This window comes from Robiginitalea aurantiaca (assembly GCF_030380815.1).
Lineage (GTDB): Bacteria > Bacteroidota > Bacteroidia > Flavobacteriales > Flavobacteriaceae > Robiginitalea > Robiginitalea aurantiaca.
Window position 1 is genome coordinate 71,830 of sequence record NZ_JAUDUY010000001.1, and the last position, 18,288, is coordinate 90,117.

The 18,288-nt window shown below is 45.8% G+C and carries 16 protein-coding genes; 11 read left to right on the forward strand and 5 right to left on the reverse strand.

Annotated features, from left to right (window positions below):
- Positions 1 to 510, forward strand: a complete 510-nt coding sequence (locus tag QU605_RS00250; RefSeq protein ID WP_289723250.1) for an OmpH/Skp family outer membrane protein — start codon at positions 1 to 3, stop codon at positions 508 to 510.
- A gap of 50 nt (positions 511 to 560) precedes the next feature.
- On the opposite strand, the gene QU605_RS00255 is transcribed toward QU605_RS00250, so the two are convergent.
- A complete protein-coding gene (locus QU605_RS00255; RefSeq protein WP_289723251.1) occupies positions 561 to 956 on the reverse strand; it encodes a DoxX family protein in 396 nt (131 codons plus the stop codon).
- Positions 953 to 2,119, reverse strand: a complete 1,167-nt coding sequence (locus tag QU605_RS00260; protein ID WP_289723252.1) for a DNA polymerase III subunit — start codon at positions 2,117 to 2,119, stop codon at positions 953 to 955. The genes QU605_RS00255 and QU605_RS00260 overlap by 4 nt, the downstream gene beginning before the upstream one ends.
- Before the next feature lie 106 nt (positions 2,120 to 2,225).
- On the opposite strand from QU605_RS00260, the gene QU605_RS00265 reads away from it, so the two are divergent.
- From QU605_RS00265 to QU605_RS00275, 3 genes are all read left to right on the forward strand, one after another.
- Positions 2,226 to 3,416, forward strand: a complete 1,191-nt coding sequence (locus tag QU605_RS00265; RefSeq protein WP_289723253.1) for a phosphoglycerate kinase — start codon at positions 2,226 to 2,228, stop codon at positions 3,414 to 3,416.
- 106 nt (positions 3,417 to 3,522) lie between these two features.
- Positions 3,523 to 5,097, forward strand: coding sequence for a LysM peptidoglycan-binding domain-containing protein (locus tag QU605_RS00270; protein WP_289723254.1), 1,575 nt, complete (start codon positions 3,523 to 3,525; stop codon positions 5,095 to 5,097).
- Between the two features lie 11 nt (positions 5,098 to 5,108).
- A complete protein-coding gene (locus tag QU605_RS00275) occupies positions 5,109 to 6,089 on the forward strand; it encodes a DUF4837 family protein (RefSeq protein WP_289723255.1) in 981 nt (326 codons plus the stop codon).
- Positions 6,090 to 6,155: 66 nt separating this feature from the next.
- On the opposite strand, the gene QU605_RS00280 is transcribed toward QU605_RS00275, so the two are convergent.
- From QU605_RS00280 to QU605_RS00290, 3 genes are all read right to left on the reverse strand, one after another.
- Positions 6,156 to 6,326 (reverse strand): DUF6747 family protein, encoded by a 171-nt coding sequence (locus QU605_RS00280; protein WP_289723256.1) that lies wholly within the window; start codon positions 6,324 to 6,326, stop codon positions 6,156 to 6,158.
- A gap of 159 nt (positions 6,327 to 6,485) precedes the next feature.
- Positions 6,486 to 8,978 (reverse strand): OmpA family protein, encoded by a 2,493-nt coding sequence (locus tag QU605_RS00285; protein ID WP_289723257.1) that lies wholly within the window; start codon positions 8,976 to 8,978, stop codon positions 6,486 to 6,488.
- Positions 8,979 to 9,217: 239 nt separating this feature from the next.
- Entirely contained in the window at positions 9,218 to 9,400 is a 183-nt protein-coding gene (locus tag QU605_RS00290) for a Sec-independent protein translocase subunit TatA/TatB (RefSeq protein ID WP_289723258.1), read from the reverse strand.
- Positions 9,401 to 9,579: 179 nt separating this feature from the next.
- On the opposite strand from QU605_RS00290, the gene QU605_RS00295 reads away from it, so the two are divergent.
- The 7 genes from QU605_RS00295 (at position 9,580) to rfbD (ending at position 18,287) form a co-directional block, all read left to right on the forward strand.
- Positions 9,580 to 10,446, forward strand: a complete 867-nt coding sequence (locus QU605_RS00295; RefSeq protein WP_289723259.1) for a M23 family metallopeptidase — start codon at positions 9,580 to 9,582, stop codon at positions 10,444 to 10,446.
- Positions 10,447 to 10,451: 5 nt separating this feature from the next.
- Complete coding sequence (locus tag QU605_RS00300; protein ID WP_289723877.1) at positions 10,452 to 11,948, forward strand: GH3 auxin-responsive promoter family protein; 1,497 nt, start codon at positions 10,452 to 10,454, stop codon at positions 11,946 to 11,948.
- 104 nt (positions 11,949 to 12,052) lie between these two features.
- Complete coding sequence (locus QU605_RS00305) at positions 12,053 to 13,723, forward strand: DUF6909 family protein (protein ID WP_289723260.1); 1,671 nt, start codon at positions 12,053 to 12,055, stop codon at positions 13,721 to 13,723.
- 2 nt (positions 13,724 to 13,725) lie between these two features.
- Positions 13,726 to 14,742 carry a hypothetical protein gene (locus tag QU605_RS00310; RefSeq protein WP_289723261.1) on the forward strand — a complete coding sequence of 339 codons (1,017 nt, stop codon included), beginning with the start codon at positions 13,726 to 13,728 and terminating at the stop codon, positions 14,740 to 14,742.
- Between the two features lie 29 nt (positions 14,743 to 14,771).
- Entirely contained in the window at positions 14,772 to 15,317 is a 546-nt protein-coding gene (gene rfbC / locus QU605_RS00315) for a dTDP-4-dehydrorhamnose 3,5-epimerase (RefSeq protein WP_289723262.1), read from the forward strand.
- The gene (locus QU605_RS00320; RefSeq protein WP_289723263.1) at positions 15,314 to 17,467 is read left to right on the forward strand and encodes a bi-domain-containing oxidoreductase; all 2,154 of its coding nucleotides are present in this window, start codon (positions 15,314 to 15,316) and stop codon (positions 17,465 to 17,467) included. The genes rfbC and QU605_RS00320 overlap by 4 nt, the downstream gene beginning before the upstream one ends.
- Before the next feature lie 22 nt (positions 17,468 to 17,489).
- Positions 17,490 to 18,287: a dTDP-4-dehydrorhamnose reductase gene (gene rfbD, locus QU605_RS00325; protein WP_289723264.1), complete on the forward strand. Its 798-nt coding sequence runs from the start codon at positions 17,490 to 17,492 to the stop codon at positions 18,285 to 18,287.
- The last annotated feature ends 1 nt before the right edge of the window (position 18,288 follow it).

Below are 18,288 nucleotides of genomic sequence, written 5' to 3' on the forward strand. Positions count from 1 at the left end.
ATGAAAAATTGGATTGGGTTTCTAGCCTTCATGCTTTTAGTAAGTTGTCAGCAAGACAAAATAGCTTACGTCGATAATGTAAAACTCATGGATGGTTATAAAAGGAAACAAGAGGTTGAGGCCAGCTATCAAATGAAATCGGAAGCTTTTACCAGAAAGCGGGACAGTATTTCACAGGCTTTCCAGCTCGAGGCACAGGAACTCCAGAGTACTACGCAACAAATGTCTGAGGACAAAGCCCAGGAAGCTTTTGGAATTTTACAGCAGAAAGGGCAAATGATGGGACAGCAATTACAGCAGGAAGAACAACAAATCCAGAGGATGGGCCAGATTAAAATGGACAGCGTTATTGCTGAGGTAAGGGAAACGATTGAAAAGTACGGTGCTGCAAACGGCTATAGGTTTATTTTTACCGGTGGAGAAGGAGGAAGTGTTCTTTACGGTGACAAGGCGTCCGACATTACGGAGCAAATCCTGAAACAACTCAATGATGAGCACTCACAGGAATAAGCCCTATTAGATCAAATTTTGGCCCGGCACTGGTATCAGTCCGGGCTTTTTTATTGTAAGAGGAATACCAGAAAAATGGCGGGGATAAAATAAATCGCAATGGTTCGGGCTCCATCGTAGTCCTTTGCCATACGCTGTCCGAAAAGGAGCATCAAAAAAGCAACACAGGACAATACCGCTCCAAGGAAGGCAAGTTCTTTCCCTCCGTCCCGGAGCAACTGAATTAATCCCAAACCTGAGAGGACCCCGGCAGCCAATTCTGTAAGGGTTAAGATAATGAATAATGCCGGGACAATTGATTTGAAAGGTGTTTCAGCAAAATGTCCGGTAAGCCATGAAAGATTGCCTTTCCAGTCCAGAACTTTGTCCAGTCCACTCTGAAAAAAGGTGATAATTAGAAAAACCAGTAAAAGCACTTCGGCGGGGTGTTCGGCAAACATTGTCATGAATTCGATTTTTGAGTTCGTTTCGTGTGCAGTAATCGGGTTAGCTTAATCGATAGATCCGTAAAAATTATCTTGGCGTTTCCGTTACGCAGGATGTGATAACGCGCATTTTCAAACTCGCGCACCATATCTCTGACATTGTTTTCATGAATAAAGGTCGAAAAGCGCTCAAGGTCGAAGTCAGAATCGTGCATCCTTATATAAACCAGGGAGCGGGCATTGTAGTTCAATAGCATTGCCTGCCGGATAACAGAAAGGCAATAGGAAAGAAATTTCTTTTGTGTTTCCCTGCCGGTCCGGGCTATTTCCTCACTCCACAAGATGAGTTCGTGTATGGCGGCTTTATTGCCCTTAGCTTTAAATGCAGTGCGCGCCCACAAGGCAAACCATTTTTCAAAAATCAGGTCTTCTGAGTCTTGCAGCATAAGGTCCAAAGCCTTGTTAAAATTGCCATTTGCTTCCTGAGCCACCTGATGCGCTTCCTCCCTTGACGCCCCCTGCTTGATGAGCCCTTCAGTTATTACGGCTTCGGGTAGTGGAGGGAACTGAATGGTCTGGCAGCGGCTCTTCAACGTTTTTAGAAGAAGCCCCTCGTCCTCGGCAATCATGAGCAAAACTGTTTTTTGGGGCGGCTCTTCAATGAGTTTAAGCAGTTTGTTGGATGCCGAATTATTCATCCGATCTGCCATCCAGATGATCATCACCTTATAGCCACCTTCGTATGATTTCAGGCTCAGTTTCCGAACAATCTCATGGGCTTCATCAACCCCGATTTGCCCTTGTTTTTTTTCAATACCGATAGCGCGGTACCAATCGAAAAGATTCCCATAGGGCTGTTCCGAAAGGAAGGTCCGCCATTCTTGTATGTAGTGGTTGCTCACCGGGTGGCTGGAAACACTGCCTGAAGTGGCGACCGGGAACGCAAAATGCAAATCCGGGTGGTTCAGATGATCGCATTTTATATTACAGCTTTGATCTCCTCCGGCGTTTTCTCCCCCGACGTTCTTACACAACAGGTATTGTGCGTATGCCAGAGCCATGGGCAGTGTCCCGGAACCCTCGGGCCCTACAAATAACTGCGCATGCGGCACCCGGCCCGCATCTGCACTCGAAGTGAGTTGGTGCTTGAGGTGATTCAGTCCCAGGACTTGAGAAAACTTCATAATTTCAAAGATAGGTTTTTGATGGAAGACAAATTAAAAAGGGGAGCCTGAACAGGACCGGAACATCAAATATGACTATTTTTGACACCTCAACATTAGCGATAGCATGATCACAATAGACGATTTTAATTTCCGCGACAAAAAAGCATTAATCCGGGTTGACTTTAATGTTCCTCTGGACGCCGACTTCAATGTGGCTGACACAAACCGCATAGAAGCCGCTAAGCCAACCATTATTAAGATACTTGAAGATGGAGGGAGCGCTGTCTTAATGAGCCATCTGGGGAGGCCAAAGGGAAGTAGCAATCCGGACCTTTCACTTTCTCATATCGTCAGGGCTGTTTCGGAAGTTTTAGGAGTAGAAGTTAAATTCGCTCCTGACTGTATCGGCGAGTCTGCAGAACAGGCAGTAGGTGAACTCAGAAGCGGGGAGGTCCTGTTATTGGAAAACCTCCGGTTTCACAAGGAGGAAGAGGCTGGAGATCCGGATTTTGCCAAACAATTGGCGCAGTGGGGAGACATCTATGTCAATGATGCGTTTGGGACCGCGCACAGGGCCCACGCTTCTACAACCGTAATCGCACAGTTTTTTCCGGATGCAAAATGTTTTGGTTACCTGCTTGCAGGTGAGATCAAGGCGATAGACACGGTGATGAAAACAGGGCAGAAGCCGGTAACTGCCATATTAGGTGGCGCCAAGGTCTCCAGTAAGATCACGATTATCGAGAATATTCTCGAAAAAATTGATCACCTGATCATTGGCGGCGGGATGACTTATACCTTTGTACTGGCCCAGGGTGGAACAGTAGGAGACTCCATTTGCGAACCAGATAAAACAGACCTCGCCCTATCCATATTGCAGAAGGCCGAAGCCCTCGGAGTCTCAGTACACCTGCCCGTGGATGTTGTTGCAGCCGATGATTTCAGCAACGAGGCACAAACCCGGATTATGCCTGCCAACGCCATTGAAAAGGGTTGGCAAGGCCTCGACGCAGGACCGGAGACCCTTAGGGAGTTCAAAGAAGTGATCCTGAATTCAAAAACGATTTTATGGAACGGACCCGTAGGGGTTTTTGAAATGCAATCGTTTGCTGCCGGAACCATAGAAATTGGCAAAGCCGTTTGCCAGGCTACGAAGAATGGGGCCTTTTCTCTTGTAGGGGGAGGCGATTCCGTGGCAGCTGTAAAACAGTTTGGTTTCCAGGATGAGGTGAGTTACGTTTCCACTGGAGGAGGCGCTATGCTCGAAAGCCTTGAAGGCAAGACACTTCCCGGAATTGCTGCAATTTTGGAATAGCCTAAAACAGAAGGGATTAAGGGCACTTTAAGACCGAAAATTTCGTTCTTAATTAAAAAAAAACGAATTTCGGTTGTCCATGTTCAGATCAATGCATTCGCGTCTAATGAAGAAAATAATAATTGGGGTAACGCTTGTTTGGGCACACCTGGCGGTGGCCCAGCAAGAGCAGCCTGCAGTTACAGAAACCCCGAAGGATAGTGTGCTTCCCCAATTAAAGGAAAATCCTATTAAGGACCTTCAGGAGGTTACTTTGGTAAAAGCAGAAGATTCCCTGACTTCTCAGTTGCGGGACCATCCGGAGGCCGCAAAGTTTGACAGTCTCTGGTTGCGGGAACTTCGATTGGCGAGCCAGAGTTTTCCGGAGATGTACACTGAAGTTCACCGTGTAAGTTCGGATACCATGGAGGTCGGCACAGACTCCATCAGCACAGATTTGATAAAGGAAAGGTTGCGATTACTCGATGAGAAAACACCTTTCAACATAAGCTATAACCCTTCTTTGGAGCGGGTTATTAAACACTTCCTTACCCACAGGCGCCAGTTGATGGAGCGGATGCTTTCCGCCAGCCGGTACTATTTTCCCCTGTTTGAGGAAACCCTGGATAAATACAACCTGCCCCTGGAATTGAAATACCTGGCCATAGTGGAGTCCGCGCTGAATCCGACTGCTAAATCTAGAGTAGGAGCTACCGGGCTTTGGCAGTTTATGTACAGTACAGGCAGGTTATACGGATTGGATGTGAGCAGTTATGTAGATGAGCGGAGCGATCCGGTTATGGCCACTGATGCCGCGAGCAGATACCTGTCCAAATTATACGACATCTTTGGCGACTGGGATCTTGCGCTTGCCGCCTACAATTCAGGACCGGGCAATGTAAACAAAGCGATACGAAGATCTGGAGGGTATCAGAATTACTGGAGTATTCGCGGCTTCCTGCCACGTGAAACCGCGGGCTATGTTCCGGCCTTCCTGGCGACCATGTATGTGTTCGAATACGCGGAGGCTCACGGGATTAAACCTTCTGAACCGATACGTCATAGTTTTGAAACCGATACCGTCTTGGTAAAGGAGACTATAACTTTTGACCAGATCGCAGAGATTACCGGAGTGCCCAAAGAGGAACTCCAAATACTCAACCCTTCTTATAAACTGGGCATTATACCCAGGATTTCCGGAAAGGAATACACCTTGCGATTACCAGGCTCTTCCATTGGACCATTTGTTGCCAATGAGGCGGCCTTGTATGAGAAGGTAAAAAAGGAGCTAGCGGAGCGGGATAAACCGCTTCCCAATTATGTTGAAGCCGATGATCGGATACGGTATCGCGTTCGAAGCGGGGATTATCTCGGCAAAATAGCAGAGCGTTATGGTGTAGGGGTTAGTCAGATTAAACGATGGAACGGTTTAAAGTCAAACAATCTAAGGATCGGCCAGCGACTTACGATATATCCAAGAAAGCCCGTGACCAGTAAACCGGCAGCCCCGCCAAAAAGCAATGGTAGTGGATCCGCGGACCCGAACACAAAGGTGCATGTGGTTGAAAGCGGGGATTCGCTTTGGACGATTTCAAGAAAATATCAGGGAATTTCTGTTGATAATCTAAGAGAATGGAACGGTATTCGCGGTAATGATTTAAAACCCGGAACCCGACTGAAGTTATGCAGTTGTTCTCCCTAATCAGAAATCCTATGAGAATACTACTTTTATCCGTTTGCTCCCTTTTTTTGCTACTGGGATGCCAGAACAAACCAAAGAAAAATTATAAACCAGCCTCTTTGGGAGCCATAAATACCCTGGCGGTGGTCATGGACAATGATCTCTGGGAAGGTCCGGTGGGAGACAAGGTTCGGGAGCATTTCGCTGCACCTGTTCTGGGTCTTACCTGGGATGAGCCTTTGCTGAATCTGGAGCACATGCCTGGAAGTGTTTTTAACGGAACGACCCGTCACAGAAGGGCCGTACTTTTTGTTGACCTCGATACGGTTAGTGGAGCCCAGATACAGGATGACCTTTATGCCACCCCCCAGAAAGTGGCGGTGATTAAAGGAAAAAGCGAGGCAGAGCTTATTTCTTCTATCGAATCGGCCTCTCCACAAATAATCACTGCCTTTAAGGGAATGGAGCTTAAGGAGTCTCAAAATCGGTTTTTAAGATCCCTGAGCAAAGAAACCGTGTTGTCTGAGAAGTTTGGAGTTTCCCTTCGACTGCCCTCCCTGTACAAAGTGGGCAAAGAAGAAGAAGGCTTTGTCTGGATCGACCGTGAAATCCAAAAGGGGAGCATGAATATCATTGTCTATGAAATGCCCGGGGACAGCTTCGAATCGGATTCTACATTTGTTCAGGACATTCTGCATATGCGGGATTCTATTGGGAAGAAATTTATTCCAGGCCCTGATGTGCCGGGTAAAACCACGTATATGGGTACAGAAAAGGCCTTTGCGCCTTATGTTTTTCCAGCAGAGGTCGGCGGGATGAAAGCTGTTGAGGTCCGGGGCATATGGGAGGTGGTAAACTACCCAATGGCCGGTCCGTTTTTAACCTATATTATCAACGATAAAGCGCGAAACAGAAAGTTGGTGGTGGAAGGGTTCACTTTTGCCCCGGCAACAAATAAAAGGGATTACATGTTTGAACTTGAGGCAATTATGAAGACAATTACCTTTCAGTAAACCTCATTTTACCGCAAAAAAAAAGCTCCTTTACGGGGCTTTTTTTGTTCTTTGATTCTAAGGGCCTCAATTAAATGCAAATCCTGTAGAGACCCTGAAGATAAATGCATACATGGTAACCAGCCAAAGGCCAAAACAGAACCATGAAAAGGCTTTAAAATACTTTGTCAGGATCAAACTTGTCCAATTTCTAAAGGCTTCAATGTAGATTTCTTTTACGAGTATTAATTTTTCCATAAGTGTTCTTTTGGGGTGTTTCTCCAACAAAGATGTTAAGACAACGGCCCAATACTGAAAATTTCAGATGAAACACGAAAAAAACAGAATGAAATACGAAAGTAACCTCGGACACCAGGACCATTTTGATATACAGCCCCCATTTTTGCACTAAAATTCCTACATGTCTACGATAATGAACTCAGACCTCCGGTTACGGTGATGTTTGTCCCTGCCACATCGCACACTGCCATCACATTCATTGAGCAGTTGGGACTCTCCGTACCCTATGGCGCTTTCTATGCGCTCAGCATCGATTCCCTGACTGATCAGGTAGTCCCGGGTAGACTTGGCCCTGCGGTCAGAGAGTTTTAAGTTGTACTCCTTAGGCCCCCAGGAATCTGTGTGGGACTCAATTTTAATAACCATACCCGGGTGTTCCTGCATCACAGCAACAAGTTTGTCCAGTTCCAGAGCGGCATCATCCCGGATGGTGCTTTTATCGAAGTCAAAATAGATCATTTCTGTTTTGAGCTTCTTCACTCCGGCTTCAATGGTAACGAGTTCTTCCAGCTTGCTCAGGGGCACATCCGCAGTGACCAGTTCGTTTTCATAGGTTTGAAGGAACTGATCTTTCTCCGCATACGTATCTTTTCGGATGCGCAGGTGATATTTGGTGTTGCTTTCGAGGTCTTCAAAGACGAAACTTCCGTCCATATCTGAAATGACCTCTTTCAAGAGTATATTATTCTCATCCAATAGTTCCACCATTGCATCTGGAAGCGTTTCTCCTGTAATCTTATCCGTAATGACCCCGGCTATAGCATTTTCGTTTACCTCCTCTGGGAATAGGCGTTCAAAAGAATAGAGATCGTCGTCTCCCTTGCCTCCGTCCCGATTGGAAGCGAAGTAGCCTTTTTGGGTTTCTTCACTTACAATGAAGGAGAAATCATCTTTTGAGCTATTGATGGGTTTCCCCATGTTTTTAACCTCCAGAAAGCCCTCTTCTTCATCAAATGCTGCCTGAAAGACATCTAAACCACCAATTCCGGTATGTCCGTCAGAAGAGAAGTACAATTTACTGCCGGTAAAAAACGGGAACATTTCTTTCTGTTCCGTATTGATGTTTGTTCCCAGGTTACGAGGAATTGAGAAGCTGCCGTCCTCGTTGATGTCAACCGCAAAAATATCGGTTTCCCCCATGCTTCCAGGACGATCCGAAACAAAGAAGAGTTGTTTTCCATCTGGGCTGACAGCGGGATGTCCGGTCGAAAAATCTTCTCCATTAAAGGGCAATTCCTCTGCGGGTGTCCACTCGCCATTAATTTTTTGAGATCGATAAAGTTTCAGGTGATTAACCCCCTGATTATCCCTTCTGAGCTTTTTCCCAAAATTGTTTCGGGTAAAATACATCGTATTGTGATCCGGTGAAAAGGCAACAGCGGCCTCGTGGTATTTTGTGTTTATGCTCTTGGAGAATTTGATGGGCGCGTTCAGTTCTTCGGACTCCTCATTCATCTTAGCCACATACAGATCCAGGTAGGGTTGATCATTCCATTTGTAACGGCGTGTCGCGAAAAAGGCAGAGTCCATGGAAGAGGCGTAAACAACTTTGTCCTCTTCATAAAACGCCGGCGCAAATTCTGAATACTCCGAATTTACCTTCAGGTTTTTTACGGCAAATAAATCCTCGGAGTCCAGGATATTATCTAAGGTCGCCTGCCTTTCGAGCAATTCGTCCCTTCTGTAACGTCCAATGGGAGAATCTTCGAGCTTCTTGTCGTATAACTTGAGTATTCGACGGGCCCGTCCGTACTTTCCGGCCCCTCTCAGGGCCTGGGAATACTTAAAAAGATATTCTGCAGAAAGGTCTTCGTCCTCCACCTGATATAATTGCTCGTACCAAAAATTTGCGCGCTCCATATCGGAATTGAAGTAATGCGCATCCGCTACCCGTTGAATGATTTCAGGGCTTTTAATCTCCGGGTTGCGCTCGAGCCCCTCCTCGTACATTTGTGCAGCATCGGCGTACCACATGCGGTCAAAGTATTGATTTGCCCTTTTGATAATTGCATTGGGTGCTTTTTCGGCCGATGCCTTCACCGGGGCAGCAGATAAATTTATACCGTTCGTTTCATAAGATGTTTCCGCTGCAAATGTGCCAGGTTCATCAGGGGTATAAGCGTCATCCTCCACACTCAGGATACTCACAATGCGATGCCGTCCTTCCAACGCAATCTGCTTTGCCGCTGAAATCGCATCATCGCCCGCCTCATATCTCCCCGAACAGATATATAAATTTTCATTTTCAGGATGGAAAAAGGAAATGGGATTGATACCGTTGCGCCTGAGGCGACGAATGAGTTTTGAGGATCCTTTAGATGTTGCCAAAGTGGCGAGAACAGGGTAGAACCCTTTTTGAATCCCCTTTAAATCAGAATAGCTGGACACAGGAATGCCGAGGCCGGCAGCCTCTTCTTTCCACGCTTCAATTCTTTTGTCTTCAGGTTCGCTATCCGATTTGGCAACTATGGGATCCACTTCCAACTCCGCTGTGGCGGCTGCATTAAAATCCGTCTCCTGGGCAAGGATATCCTGTGTAAAGGAGGTTGAAATCAGAAATAGACACGAAAAAACGAGTGTCTGGAAATTAAAAGAGAAAGTATTGTTCACAGCGTGGGAATTTAAGAATCCACTTTATACAATTCTAAAGTAAGGCAATGCTGTGAAGCGATTAATTTTTTGTTGTAAAAGCCTGTAAATGCAGTATTAATACGGGTTTATAGTGGGTCTGTCCGAGCAGAAAGCCAAGCTTCAGGCTTTGAGGCGGCTACCTTTAAGGAACGGGGTGAAGTTTGCGGAAACAAAGAGAGCATCCAATGGATGCTCTGTGTTTTAAGAAAGAAAAAGAACTAATCTTGTTTCTCTTCCAATTTATCGTCTTCTCTTGAAGCGTCTTTGAACTCCTTAATACCACTGCCCAAACCGCGCATTAATTCAGGTATTTTCTTTCCTCCGAAAAGCAGGAGGACGATTACTACAATAACTGCGATCTGCCAGGGGCCTATAGCCAAAAATATTCCGAGTGCGTTCATGCCACCAGTTTTTAGGACTGTAAAGGTAGTAAAAATCAGTATAGAAATCTTTTAATTGTGGTATAAGGTGTATTTTAGACAATCAATAAAAGCAAAGCCATTCTAAGGGTTTGTATAATTCGGACCGATTCAGATTGACTTGAACAGAGGTCGGAATCAAGGAATTGTGGAGGGTACTCATGGAGCAAAAAAAGAAAAGAAAGGAGCTTAAGCGGAAGCTCCTGCATAAATACAGGCTTGTAATCCTGAATGAAAGTACGTTTGAGGAAAAGATCTCCTTTAAACTGAGCCGGCTGAATGTTTTTGTCACGGGAACCCTTATGATTATTGGACTCATCGGATTTACGACCTTGCTCATCGCGTTTACTCCCCTGCGGGAATATATTCCTGGATATTCCTCAACTGCATTGAAACGACAGGCCACGGATCTCACCTATAAGACCGACTCCCTGGTAGCTGTATTGAATTATACTAATAGGTATATTGAAAACATACGCCAGGTGCTGAGCGGAGATATTGAAACGTCCCAGATCAATCCGGACTCCGTTTATGAAAGTATTAAACTCGAACCTTCCCAAATTGATTTAAGTCCGATACGGGAGGACAGTATCCTGAGGGCAGAAGTGGCCCTGGAAGATCGGTACAACCTCTTTGAACAGCCCACCTTCGATGGGAGTATTTTATTGTTCACGCCTCTTTCGGGGACAATTTCACAGGACTATGATCCGGATTATAAGCACTTTGCCATTGATATTGTAGCCGTCAAGGACACTCCTGTTAAGGCGGTTGCCTCTGGGCGGGTGATTTTTTCGGAATGGACTGCAGCCACCGGATATGTAGTGATTTTAAAGCACGATCAGGACCTGATCTCTGTATATAAGCACAATGGATCGCTCACCAAAGAGCAGGGCAGCATTGTAAGGGCTGGAGAAGTTATCGCCACCGTAGGAAATACCGGAGAGCTTACAACCGGACCCCATTTACACTTTGAACTCTGGAAGGATGGGAACCCCGTGGATCCTGAGAATTACATTGATTTCAATTAAAGATGATTTCATTAAAGGCACTTGGAGCCAAATTGTTCGCGTGGAGGGTGCATCAAAAAACGGCTTCCTGGGCGAGAAACCCGGTGGAAGCGCAGCAGCGCACATTCAATAAACTCATCGCAAAGGCGCGGGATACCCGGTTTGGTTCAGACCACGACTTTGGTCAGATAAAAGACTATTCGGATTTTGCCTCCCGTGTACCTGTCCGGGATTACGAGGTGCTCAAACCCTATATAGAGAAAATTCTACAGGGTGAAAACGATGTGCTTTGGCCGGGCAAGCCCCTCTATTTTGCAAAAACTTCAGGAACGACCTCCGGCGCGAAATATATCCCTATAACCAAGGCTTCGATAAAAGAACAAGTGAGGGCCTCCCGCAATGCAATCCTGAATTACATCTATAAAACGGGCAATGTCAGTTTTGTCGATGGGAAAATGATTTTTTTGCAGGGAAGCCCGGTTCTGGATGAGAAAAACGGAATAAAAACAGGTCGTTTATCAGGGATTTCAGCGCACTACGTGCCAAAATACCTTCAGAAGAACAGGCTGCCTTCCTGGGAAACCAACTGTATTGAAGACTGGGAGACCAAGGTTGACAGGATTGTAGATGAAACCATTGAGGAGGATATGACCGTCATCGCGGGAATCCCGTCCTGGGTACAGATGTACTTTGAGCGGATATGCGCAAGAAATAATAAACCAGTAGGTATAACATTCCCGAATCTGCAGCTGTTTATTTATGGAGGGGTGAATTACGAGCCTTATCGCAGTAAATTCGAGGATTTGATTGGCCGAAAGGTCGATAGTATCGAATTATTTCCGGCCAGCGAGGGATTTTTTGCCTATCAGGATCAGTTTAAGGATCGGGGACTTCTGTTGCTTCTCCAGGCTGGGATTTTCTATGAGTTTATAAAAGCCGATACATTTTATGACGATTCTCCCAGACGCTTCACGATAGGAGAGGTGGAATTTGGCGTCAATTACGCCATGATAATCTCCACAAATGCGGGGCTTTGGGCATATAACCTTGGAGATACCGTTCAGTTTACTTCTTTGAATCCGTATCGGGTGATTGTAACAGGGCGCATAAAGCATTTTATCTCTGCTTTTGGGGAGCACGTTATTGCCAAGGAAGTGGAGTATGCCATGGAAGAAGCGATCGCGCAAACCGGGGCCAGGGTAAATGAGTTTACGGTTGCACCACAGATACAACCGGAAGAAGGGCAGTTGCCCTATCATGAATGGCTGGTGGAGTTCGAAAAGTTACCGGAAGACCTTTCGCGTTTTAAATCTGTGCTGGACCAGAGCCTTCAGACTCAAAATAGTTACTACTTCGATTTGATTGATGGGAAGATATTGCAACCCCTTCGGCTTACCCAAATCCGCAAAGGGGGTTTTCAGCAACACATGAAGTCTGTAGGCAAATTGGGCGGGCAAAATAAGATCAAACGCCTGGCCAACGATCGAAGTTTGGCGGATGCACTTCAGGCCTACGTCCTATAAAACCTTCGCTCTTGCGCTTCAGACCCCTGAGTTCGGGAGGTACAAAGGAAGCCGACATTCGCTAAACTCAAATTAAAACGTATTTTTGCGGTACATCTGTTTTCATGGAAGCAACCAGAGCCCAGGAATCGACAAATGCTATTGAGCGCATGTACATTACCATGCGCCACCTCTTTAACAGGGGCTTCTACAAACCGATGGGTGTTTCCGGGGAAACATTGCGCAATGCGCTGTTACAACTTCGACCTGAAATCTACGGAACAATTGCGGAAAGCAAGGCAGAACTGGACGGACTGATTTATGTCCTGGAACGACTGCCAGAGGGTATTGAACAGTGCAAATACATCAACCTCACCGCAGATGAGGGCTATAGGGATTCCCATTTTGAGCCCATAGTTCCACCAAAGCGCCGCAGAAACTGTTACCGGATTGACAGGGAACAGATGAACATTGAAATAACCCGCGGGCGCTCGGATATTTACGACATCCTCACCCATTTAACCTTCCTCTTTATTGAATCAGGCAAAATAGGCGAAAGGGTACTCATTGGGGACTCCGGAAATACAATACGAGACTGGGAGAAACTCGAAGCCGCCTATAAAAAGGACAAACTGACCTTATCCGAAAGAGAAATTGCCATTACCCATACGGCTAATATACTGGGTCGCTCCTTTGTGGAGATCAAATCGGTTTACGACAAGTTCGCGACTAAAAAAGACCCCGAACGATTCCTTAAAATCATCTATTGGCTCGGCAAACAGGCTATCGATGAGGAAACCACAGGGAATAAGCGTACCATCACTTTCAGCGCCTTGCTACGGGAAGGTCTCGGCCATCATATCCATGGGGAACGCTGGGCCAATGCGATCAAGGCTGCCCTGGATAAGCATGGGCTCATGGAACGTCCTTTGCACATAATCAGTTCCAACATGCACAGTGTACTGAACACGCTGTTTGCCGCAAAGGCTTTGAAAAGGGAGTTCCCAAAAGCAGGTAACCTCGATATTTTTGAGGCCCTTAGCAGCGAGGATAACGGGAAATTACAGGACAAAATCCTGGCCATGGCCCGCAAGAACGGAATGTTCTTGATCGACGACACCTCAGGTGCCAATATCGATGTTCAGATTTTTGATTTGGCCCGCTTGACAAAGGATGCCTGTTGCTATGAAATCCCGGAGGTTCCAGTATCTGAGAAGCCCGTAATTCTGGTAATGGATTACGCTTTTGGAGAACAGGCTTATGAATGTATTGACGAGCTGCTAAAACCTTACAAGGCAAATGACATGCCGCAATTCCTGGATGTCCGGTCGATATCGGTAATGGGGAAAGCCGGGATACTGGTTGGTGAAAAGGGAGACCTGATGATTCCCTCTGCGCATATTTTTGAAGGAACAGCCGATAATTACCCGTTTAAAAATGAGCTCTCGAAAGCGGATTTTGAAGGAAATGGTCTTTCGGTTTATGAAGGGACTATGGTTACGGTTCTCGGCACTTCGCTACAAAACCGCGACATTCTGTCCTTTTTCCACGAATCCACCTGGAATGTAATAGGCCTGGAGATGGAAGGAGTTCATTATCAAAAAGCAATTCAGTCTGCATCGCAGATCAGAAAGAGTATTCGTCAGGACGTAAAGATCAGATATGCCTATTACGCGTCTGATAACCCTTTAAAATCGGGCCATACCCTGGCTTCAGGGGGCCTTGGAAAAACGGGAGTTAAACCAACCTACCTGATAACAGATAAAATCTTACTACAAATTTTTAATTCAAAATAACCATGGCTACACCAGACCCAGCAGATAAAGCCGCACCCGATGAAATTGATTTAGGTCATTTTTTTAACCTGATCTACAAAGTGTTCCATTCCATGTTTATTGGGATATTGACCTTTTATCAATACGTCAAGCGGAATTTTGTCTGGTTTGTTGGATTGACTGTTATTGGCGCCATAGCAGGATTCACGATAAACCAGCTGGTCGATGAAAAACACAAACTCGATGTTTTAGTCAGACCCAGCAAGGATGATATTAATTTTTCGTTTGACACACGAACCTATTTATATGACGTGTTGACCGAAATCCAATCCGACATTAAAGGGAAAGACAGTTTGTTTTTTGGCAATCTTGGCTTTAAAGCTGAGGATTTACCTGGCCTTGAAATCGAGATAACCCCCTTGATTTCGGAAGGCAGGGGATTGCTTGATACAGAAAATGATATTATTTCTGCCCTTATGGAATTTCAGAACTCAGAGGCGGTTAATGAGATGCTGGAATCTGAATTGCGCAATGAGGCGATGATTGACCAACGAATTACATTTTATTTTAAAGATCCTGTAGCAGGTGAGAAATTTGCAAAAAAGACTTTAGAGTATATAAATTCCAATCCTTATTACGACAACCTCGTTGAAGTCCAACGACAAAACAACAAGATGAGCCTGATGTCTAATGACAGCCTGATCAATCAAATTGACCTACTTCTACAAGCGTTCACTGACAAACTCAATAAGACCAATTCGGGATCAGAGGGACAAATTGTGATGGAGAATCTGACAGGCATGAATGCGGCAGCCTTGTTGGAATTAAAAACCGAACTTCTGGCAGATTCCGATATCAGAAGGATGGAATTGGAAATGAATGACAGACCGGTAAATATTTTGAATTTTGGGAAACCGCATAAAATTGACAAACCCTTATTTAAGAAGAACATCGTTTTCTTCCCCTTACTGCTCCTGGGGCTCTTTTTGGCAGGGTCATTTATTCGTTTTTTAAATCGAAAATCAAAAGAACTACTTTAGGGGAGTTGCATTTAAATTCATCAAAAGGTTTGAAAATCCACAAAGCTCCAATAGCAGGCTGCTTTTTGTTTGTCCCGGAGTCGTACAGGGACAACAGGGGGGAGTTTATGGAGACTTATAACCATCGTGAATTTCTGGCTATTTTAGGGGAGCCGTTACATTTTGTTCAGGACAATCAATCGATCTCAAAGAAGTTCGTCCTGAGAGGACTGCATTATCAAACAGGAGCCCATGCGCAAGCCAAGCTCGCCAGGGTAATTTCGGGACGCGTCCTCGATGTTGTCGTCGATATCCGCAAGGACAGCCCGACTTTTGGAGAATATTTTTCCACTGAGCTTTCTGCCCGTAACCGAAAAACCATTTTTATACCAAAAGGGCTGGCACACGGTTTCCTGGCCCTGGAGGACAACACCATATTTTCTTATAAATGCGATGCCTTCTACAATCCTGAATCCGAAAGAGGGATCATTTACAATGACCCGGATCTTAAGATAGACTGGCAGATCGAGGAAGAGAAGATGATTCTGTCCGAAAAAGATCTCGCCCTGCCGCGATTTAATGAAGAAATTTTATGAAACAAGTTATTCAGAACTTCAAGACGGGGAAACTATATCTCGACGAGGTGCCACCTCCATCTATTTCGGAGGGTATGGTGCTCGTCGCCAATGAGTTCTCGCTAATTAGCGCCGGCACGGAACGAAGCACTGTCAAGGTGGCCAAGGCCAACCTGGTAGGTAAGGCGAGGCAGCGTCCCGATCTTGTGGCCCAGGTACTTCAGAATGTCAAGAAGGAAGGGCTCAGGGCGACCTACGAAAAAGTCAGGACCAAGCTGGATGCCTTAAAGCCGCTCGGATATAGTACCGCCGGAATAGTTCTGGCTTCTAATGACACCAATGGAGCCTTTAAACCAGGAGACCGCGTTGCATGTGCCGGCGCAGACTATGCCTCACATGCAGAAGTGGTTGCCATCCCTCAGAACCTTGTGGCTAAAATTCCGGATGAGGTACCCTTTGAAGCGGCTGCGTTTACAACTCTGGGAGCCATTGCATTGCAGGGAGTAAGGCAGGCCAACCCGAGATTGGGTGAAAACATATGCGTAATTGGCCTGGGACTTCTCGGACAATTAACTTCCCAGTTGCTGAAGGCAAATGGATGCAATGTTTTTGGGATTGATCTCTCAGATAATTTGGTGACGCTAGCAAAGCAACTGGGCGCCTCCGAAGCAGCTGTCCGGAATGCCCCAAACCTAATGGCAGCCATTTCGAACTTTACGAACGGACACGGATTTGACAGTGTTATCATTACTGCAGCAGCACCTACTAATGACCCTATTGAACTGGCGGCAGAAATAGCGGCCAAAAAAGGTAAAGTAGTAATGGTAGGGGCGGTAAAGATGAACGTACCTCGTGATCCTCACTTCTACCGAAAGGAATTGGATCTTAAAATGTCCTGTTCCTATGGCCCCGGGCGTTATGATGTCAATTACGAGGAGCGGGGGATGGATTATCCTTATGCCTATGTGAGATGGACTGAACAGCGGAATATGGAGGCCTTTCTGGGACTGCTTGCAAAAAAGGCGCTGAACCTCGATCCACTTGTCACTCATGTATTTGATATTTCTGAGGCTTTGAAGGCCTATGATATTGTACTTGGAAATACCAAAGAACCCCATATTGGAATCTTGTTAAAATACCCTGGGCTTGATGGTGAAAAAGCATCAAGGATTTCGATTAACAGCACCAATGCAGTGGCAGGGAAGTCCTCTATCGGTTTTATCGGAGCGGGCAGTTTTGCCCAGAGCTATCTTATACCGAATATTGATGCCAAAAAGTATAATCTGGACACAGTTGTGACTACAAAGGGCATAACAGCTAAAAACGCAGCGGACAAATTCGGATTCTCATTTGCCTCTACAAGCGCTGCCGATGTGCTGGATGCAGAAAGGATCAATACGGTATTCATAGCCACACCACATAGTAGTCATGCAAAGTATGCCATTGAAGGACTTCATCGGAACAAGCATGTTTTTGTGGAAAAGCCCCTCGCAATGAATACAGAGGAACTCGATTTAGTCCGCGAGGCGTATCAGCATTCCGACGCTATCCTCATGGTTGGGTTTAACAGGCGATTCTCGACGCTTGCCACGGAGATCCGAAAGGAATTTGAGGGGCTAAATGAGCCGTTGGTTGTAAATATCAGGGTAAACGCGGGATTTATTCCGAAGGAGCATTGGACGCAAATCAAAGAAGTAGGAGGAGGAAGGATCATAGGCGAGATGTGCCATTTTGTGGATTTGATCCAGTTTTTCACGAATTCACGACCGGTTCAGGTCTATGCATCCAGTATCGATACAAGTAATGCAGAAATGCAGTCAGATGATAATATATCAGTTATTCTGAAGTACGAGAACGGGTCTGTTGGGAATCTCATCTATCTGGCAAATGGAGATAAATCGATCCCGAAAGAACATATCGAGATTTATGGTGGAGGTGTTACTGCTGTTATCAACGACTTTAGAAGCGGGTCACTTCACAGGAACAACCGAAAGATTAAATTGAAATTATCGGGCAAGGGCCACAGACAGGAGGTAGCAGCATTTCTAAAGGCACTCGAGACCGGAGATGTTTCGCCCATCCCGTTTGAATCGATCTATGATACAACCCTTACGACATTTAAAATCCAGGACAGTCTGGCCACCGGGCTTCCTCAAAGAATAATCGACTAGTGGCAGGACAGAGAACGGATTAATGACAACAGGCAGTCATAAAAAGCGAGTACTGGTAACGGGGGCCAGCGGACAATTGGGGAAGAGCCTAAGGGACCTCGAGGGTGATTTCCCGGAATTGGAATTTGAATTCCTGAACCGGACAGAGCTTGATATTACCCGTAAAGATGTCGTGGAAGAATCGTTTTTCAAATATAATCCGGACTATTGCATCAATTGTGCGGCCTTTACGCAGGTAGATCTGGCAGAAAAAAACCCCGAAGGGGCATATGCTGTAAATGTTAAGGGTGTTCAGCATCTGGTGGACGCCTGTAAGAAATCCGATACGACCCTGATCCATATATCCACAGACTACGTTTTCGACGGACTGAAACCCGGAGGATATACTCCTTCAGACGTTCCGAATCCGATTAACGAATATGGAAGAACAAAACTCCAGGGCGAGCAAGAGATAACAGACGTCCTACAGAGGTACTTTATCATTCGGACATCCTGGCTCTATTCCCGGAAATATGGGCCAAACTTTTACCTGACGGTTCGCGATAAGGCCCGAAAGAGCGAAAATCTGAACATCATTGATTCTCAAAGGGGATGCCCGACGGATGCCACAAATCTTTCCCGTCATATCCTGGAACTGATCACTTCCGGAAGCACGTCTTACGGGATTTCCCACTTCACTGATGCCACTCCCATGACCTGGTTTGAGTTTGCGGGTTGGATTCTGGAGCAAGAAGGATTAGCGCCTTATGAGAAGCTTCAGAAGGCTGAGAATTATCGTACTTTTGCGGTCAGACCGACAAACAGCATACTGCTTCACTAGC

Bases quoted from the DNA above. Each gene is read 5' to 3' on its own strand.
- QU605_RS00250 (WP_289723250.1), top strand. From the start codon at position 1: ATGAAAAATTGGATTGGGTTTCTAGCCTTCATGCTTTTAGTAAGTTGT.
- QU605_RS00255 (WP_289723251.1), bottom strand. From the start codon at position 956: ATGACAATGTTTGCCGAACACCCCGCCGAAGTGCTTTTACTGGTTTTT.
- QU605_RS00260 (WP_289723252.1), bottom strand. From the start codon at position 2,119: ATGAAGTTTTCTCAAGTCCTGGGACTGAATCACCTCAAGCACCAACTC.
- QU605_RS00265 (WP_289723253.1), top strand. From the start codon at position 2,226: ATGATCACAATAGACGATTTTAATTTCCGCGACAAAAAAGCATTAATC.
- QU605_RS00270 (WP_289723254.1), top strand. From the start codon at position 3,523: ATGAAGAAAATAATAATTGGGGTAACGCTTGTTTGGGCACACCTGGCG.
- QU605_RS00275 (WP_289723255.1), top strand. From the start codon at position 5,109: ATGAGAATACTACTTTTATCCGTTTGCTCCCTTTTTTTGCTACTGGGA.
- QU605_RS00280 (WP_289723256.1), bottom strand. From the start codon at position 6,326: ATGGAAAAATTAATACTCGTAAAAGAAATCTACATTGAAGCCTTTAGA.
- QU605_RS00290 (WP_289723258.1), bottom strand. From the start codon at position 9,400: ATGAACGCACTCGGAATATTTTTGGCTATAGGCCCCTGGCAGATCGCA.
- QU605_RS00295 (WP_289723259.1), top strand. From the start codon at position 9,580: ATGGAGCAAAAAAAGAAAAGAAAGGAGCTTAAGCGGAAGCTCCTGCAT.
- QU605_RS00305 (WP_289723260.1), top strand. From the start codon at position 12,053: ATGGAAGCAACCAGAGCCCAGGAATCGACAAATGCTATTGAGCGCATG.
- QU605_RS00310 (WP_289723261.1), top strand. From the start codon at position 13,726: ATGGCTACACCAGACCCAGCAGATAAAGCCGCACCCGATGAAATTGAT.
- QU605_RS00320 (WP_289723263.1), top strand. From the start codon at position 15,314: ATGAAACAAGTTATTCAGAACTTCAAGACGGGGAAACTATATCTCGAC.
- rfbD (WP_289723264.1), top strand. From the start codon at position 17,490: ATGACAACAGGCAGTCATAAAAAGCGAGTACTGGTAACGGGGGCCAGC.